This window comes from Rheinheimera sp. 4Y26 (genome assembly GCF_025245835.1).
Lineage (GTDB): Bacteria > Pseudomonadota > Gammaproteobacteria > Enterobacterales > Alteromonadaceae > Pararheinheimera.
Genome location: NZ_JAOBWS010000029.1, coordinates 1 through 5,311 on the forward strand (window position 1 = coordinate 1; position 5,311 = coordinate 5,311).

The window sequence follows — 5,311 nt, forward strand, 5'->3', positions numbered from 1 at the left end:
TCATCAAAAGCACGCTCCAGCGCCATCACATCCAGCTCACCGCTAAGACTCAGCGCCGCCGGAATAGTGTAATGTTCGCTGCCGCCATCTATCTGCGATAACAACCATAACCTCTGCTGTGCGTAGGACAGCGGCACTTCGTGGACATCTGGAGCCCGTCGCTGTATTGCCGGTACTGCATGGGTTTCCTGTAACAGACTAACCAACTGCGGTTTCACAGATCTGATTTGCTCAGTCAGTTCCGGTGTCAGTAACTCTTTGCGCCCTTTGATCCTTAAATTTTGTTCATCATCCAGCCGCAGTTCAATACCACGCAGCTCCAGCACGCTGAGCAATTCGACAAGGTCTTTCATATCACTTCTTCCACTTCATTATCGGCAATACTGTCCTTTGCCCCGGGGCTCAGGTGCTGCGCTTTATTAAACAGATTGATCAGTGTGGCCATCTGGCGGATGACGGGTTCTTCGAACACACGCTGGACCGGCAAACGAACCTGAAATTGTTGATGAACTTTGGTGATCAGCTTAATCATCGCCAGCGAATTGCCGCCAAGTTCAAAGAAATTATCGGTCACCCCCAGGGTCTCTGGCTCCAGTGACAGGACTTCTGCCCACATCAGCTGCAACTGCTGCTCCACTGCATTGACAGGCGGCTGAGTGCCTCCGTTTGCAACAGGTGCAGGCGCAGCCCCATGGATCACGCCGGTCGTCAGCGCTGCAGCAACAGGGAAGTTTCGTAATACCAGATTCTGATCCTGCACTGCTGATGACATTAACCTGAGCAGCTCCTGAGCCATCAGCTCAATTCTGCTGCTGTCAAACAAGGCCGTGTTGTACTCCCAGCTCAGATGCAAAGTGCCATCCTGTTCAATGGCGTTCACTGACAGTTCGTATTTTGCCTGCGTGATATGCGACGTCAGCGGTGTGACTTCAAGTTGATCAAGCTGCAACGGCTGCACGTCGTGATTATGATAATCCAGCATGATCTGAAACAATGGGCTATGACCGGCATGCCGTTCAGGCTGCAGTCGTTCAACCAGCATCTCAAAAGGCACCTGCTGATTGGCATAGGCAGCAAGCAGTTTCTGTTTGCTTTGTGCTATAGCTGCGCTTAGGGTCAGCTCAGCATTCACCCGGGTCCGGATCACCAGCACATTGGCAAACAAACCTATCAGCTCACTGACTTGTGGTTGTTCACGATTGGCCACAGAACAGCCAATGACGATATCCTCACTATTGCTGCAAAGCGCCAGCAGACTGGTAAAGATCGCATGCAAGCCCATGTAAAGCGTTGCACCCTGTTGCAGGCAAAGCTGCCTGAAGTGCCGGAATACCTCGCTGTCCAGCTGACAGTGGTAGACTGCACCATCATAAGACTGCAGCGCCGGGCGGGCAAAATCGGTGGGCACCTGGTGCACTGCCGGCAAAGCGGCCAACTCCCGGCTCCAGTAATCCAGTTGCGATTGCAGCACATCATCGGTGAAGCAACTGCGTTGCCACTGCGCATAATCTGCATACTGTATCTCTGCGGCTGGCTGCGCCACAGCTATACCCAGGCATGCTGCATGATATGCTGCTGACAGCTCGCGCGATAAAATTCCAATGGACCAACCGTCTGCAGCAATGTGATGCAACATCAGCTGCAGACAATAACGCTGCGCCGACAGCATTATCAGCATGCCCCGCAACATCAGATCAGCACCTAAATCAAAGCCAAGTTGCATATCTGCATCAAGCAGTGCCTGCAGCGCTAACCGCTGCTCCGGCTCTGCCAGATCGCTAAGATGATGTTGTTTCAGGGTAAAACCCGTAGCCGGCAATATATGCTGGTGCAGCTGAAGCTGCAGGTCGTGCTTAAATACAGTGCGCAGACTCTGATGACGCTGCAGTATGGCAGCAATAGCCTGTTCCAGCGCCTTAACCTGCAACGGCCCTTCTATCATCAGGGTCAGCGGAATATTGTATTGTGAGTTACTCCCTTCAATTTGCGAAAGCAGCCACATCCTTTGCTGCGCAAAAGACAGCTGCAGGGGTAAATCATCCTGCGCTTTTTGTATCGCCGGTTGTGGATCCTGCCCATGTTCTGTAGCCAGCAGCTCAGCCAATCCCGCAATATCCGGCGTGCTGAAAATTGCCTTCAGCGGTAATCGTTTCTTCAGCCGCTGTTGAATCAGACCGAGTAACCGCGTCGCCAGCAACGAATGTCCGCCAAGCGCAAAGAAGTTATCATCGATGCCGACCCGTTCCACCCCAAGCAAACACTGATAAATCTCACACAATGCCTGCTCAATGCTGTGACGAGGTGCCCGGTAAAGACGATCAGTCTGATTCCAGTCAGGACAGGGTAATGCTGCCCTGTTGATTTTACCGTTTGGTGTTAATGGCATCGCCGGCAGCACTACATACTGCGCAGGTAACATGTGGCGTGGTAATTGTTCTGCCAGACTGTTATTCCAGCGCTGCCGCAATTGCTCTGCTGAACATGCCTCATCGCCAGCCATCACCACATAAGCAACCAGCCGCATTTCAGCACGCGGGTCTTTTAATGCCAGCACAACGGCTTCCTGAATGTCAGCACAGATCAGCAGGGCGTTTTCTATCTCAGAGAGTTCAACCCGCAAGCCGCGGATTTTGACTTGTTGATCGATCCGGCCTAAATAACTGAAATTGCCATCAGGCAACCAACGCACCAGGTCGCCGGTCCGGTACAAACAGCGGCCTGCCGACCAGGGCGGCCGCACAAACCGCTGCCGGGTCAGTTGCGGGTTATTCAGGTAACCAGCAGCGATGCCATCACCGCCTATCAGTAGCTCTCCGATGGCACCTGCCGGCACAGGCATTAAAGCCGCATTCACAGCATACAACTGAGCACCGGGTCTGGCCTGCCCAATCGGAATGGCTCGATCGTCCGGCTGGTCAGTCACCGCATAACAGCTACTCCAGACGGTCGCTTCCGTTGGGCCATATTCGTTAAACAAAGCGGCATGCGCGACCAGACGACGATGGCTGCGCACCAGTGACATGGTAAAAGCTTCGCCCCCCAGGATCACTGTCTGCAGTGCAGGCAAATCGGCCGGGTTCATCCCGGCAAGTAGATCTTTGTAAACGGCCTGGCCGCACATCAGATAATTGACCGCGGTTTTGTCCAACGCCTGCAAAATAACAGCAGGCTCAAGCAGCGCGTCTTTGGGGACTATAACAAAACTGCCACCGGTCAACAGGCTCCAGAACAGGCCTCCGATATAACAATCCAATGCATAAGAACTCAGTACCATCAGTTTAACCTGTTGCTCACCATAAAATTCACGGCGGGCCAGACTGGAACTGAGCAGATTATCCGATCCGAGCATTACCCCTTTGGGCATCCCTGTGGTACCGGATGTATAAATAACATAAGCAAGCCTGCCATGAACCGGACTGAAACCGGCGCTTTGCTGCCGGCATTGCTGCAACTGCCTTGTCAGTTCGGCATCGTCCAGTAACAGTACCCTGGTGTGCTGCAGATCAGCGACTGAATTTCCCATGCCAATCACCAGACAGGCACCGGAATCCGCGAGCATGTACTGGCGTCTTGCCAAAGGAAATTCGGGATCCAGCGGCACAAAAGCCGCACCGCATTTCAGCACAGCTAACATCGCAATCACCAGCTCAAATGAATGCTCCATGCAAATCCCGACCAGAGAGTCCGGTTGCACCTGATGATAAATTTGCAGGCATAACGCCAGTTCAGTTGCACGCTGTTCCAGTTCAGCATAACTGAGTACAGCGTCATCAAACTGCAGTGCCACACGCTGCGGATAACGGGCCGCTACAGTGCTTAATGTATCTGCCAAAGTTGTTTCAGCCTGTTGCTGATTACAGATGGCGGTCTTTAATAACTGCGGTTTAGCTGCCGGTTCCATTAAAAACACCGGTTGTTCCGGCCGCTCCAGCATTAATTCAGTGAATCTGATAAAGCTGTCAGCCATCTGTTGCACTGAATGATGATCAAAGAGGTCAAGGCTGTATTCCCAGCAAAGTTCCAAGCCGGCCGGCGACTCCTGTGCGATCAGACTCAAATCATATTTGGTCTGCCCTGCCGGTGGCGTCAGTCCGGTCACTTGCAGACCATCAAGCTGCAACTCTGGCCCTTGCTGATTTTGCAGAACCAGCATCACCTGAACCAGCGGGCTGTAGCTGGGAGTTCGTTCTGGCTGCAAACGCGCAACCAGCATCTCAAAAGGCGTCTCCTGATGTGCATACGCGTCTGATAACAAGGTTTTGCTCTGGTCCAGCACGGTATGAAAGTCTGGTTCTCCACTAAGGTCGCTGCGCAGCACCAGAGTATTGACAAAAAAACCAACGATCTGTGTAGTGTCCGGCGCAGAGCGGTTCGCCACCGGCGTGCCAATGACAATGTCACGCTCATAGCTGAACCAGGCCAGCAACACGCTGTAAATAGCATGCAACCCCATAAAAAGGCTGGCATGACGCGACTGACAATAGCTGTTCAGACGATGCAACAGTGCGGGCGGAAGCACAGATTGGACTTGCGCTCCCCGGAAACTCTGCACCGGCGGGCGGAACTTATCCAGTGGTAAACGGTGTAACTGGGGCATGCCTGCCAGCTTCTGCTCCCAGTACAACAATTGTTGCTCCAGTATTCCTGAGACCAGGGATTGCTGCTGCCAGTATGCATAATCTGCGTACTGCAGGCGCAGCGCGGGCAGTGCAGGTTGCAAGCCGCTCTTCAGCTGCCGGTAGACAACACAGAATTCTTCCGTCAGCTGCTGAAGCGACCAGCCATCCATAATGATATGGTGCGCCACAATAAGTAATACATGCTCTTGTGCCGCGGTTTGCAGTAAATAAGCACGCAACAGATTGTCCTGTTGCAGGTCAAAAGGCTGTTCGATCAGTTGCGCCAATTGGCTTCTGACATCATCTGCCGCTAAGTCAGGACAACAGATTTCAAAGGCAATGGGCGGTCGGATCATTTGTACAACATCATGCTCCGCGTCCGGTACAAATACTGTCCGCAGCGACTCATGCCGTTGTATCAGGAAAGTCAGACTGGCATTGAGGAGCGGCAGATTCGGCTCACCGCTGAGTTTCAGCATGGTGGTCATATGGTAGTGGCTGCTGCCTTCGATTTGGTCAATCAGCCATAACCGGCGCTGGGCATAAGAAAGCGGCAAAGGCTGCTGCCGGCATACAGGTTGAATCGGTGGAAAACTCTGTGGCTCTGCCTGCTGGTCCAATACCAATGCCAGCTGACGGATCTCAGGCCTGGCGAAGATTGTTTTGAGCGCCAGCTCCTGACCAAACTCCGC

Annotated in this window: 2 protein-coding genes; both read right to left on the reverse strand. The window is 53.0% G+C overall.

Annotation, left to right across the window (positions count from 1 at the left end):
* On the reverse strand, positions 1-353 hold a 353-nt coding region (locus N3Z11_RS17960), incomplete at its 3' end, for a condensation domain-containing protein (protein WP_260658565.1).
* On the reverse strand, positions 350-5,311 hold a 4,962-nt coding region (locus N3Z11_RS17965; RefSeq protein WP_260658566.1), incomplete at its 5' end, for a non-ribosomal peptide synthetase. The genes N3Z11_RS17965 and N3Z11_RS17960, both read right to left, overlap by 4 nt.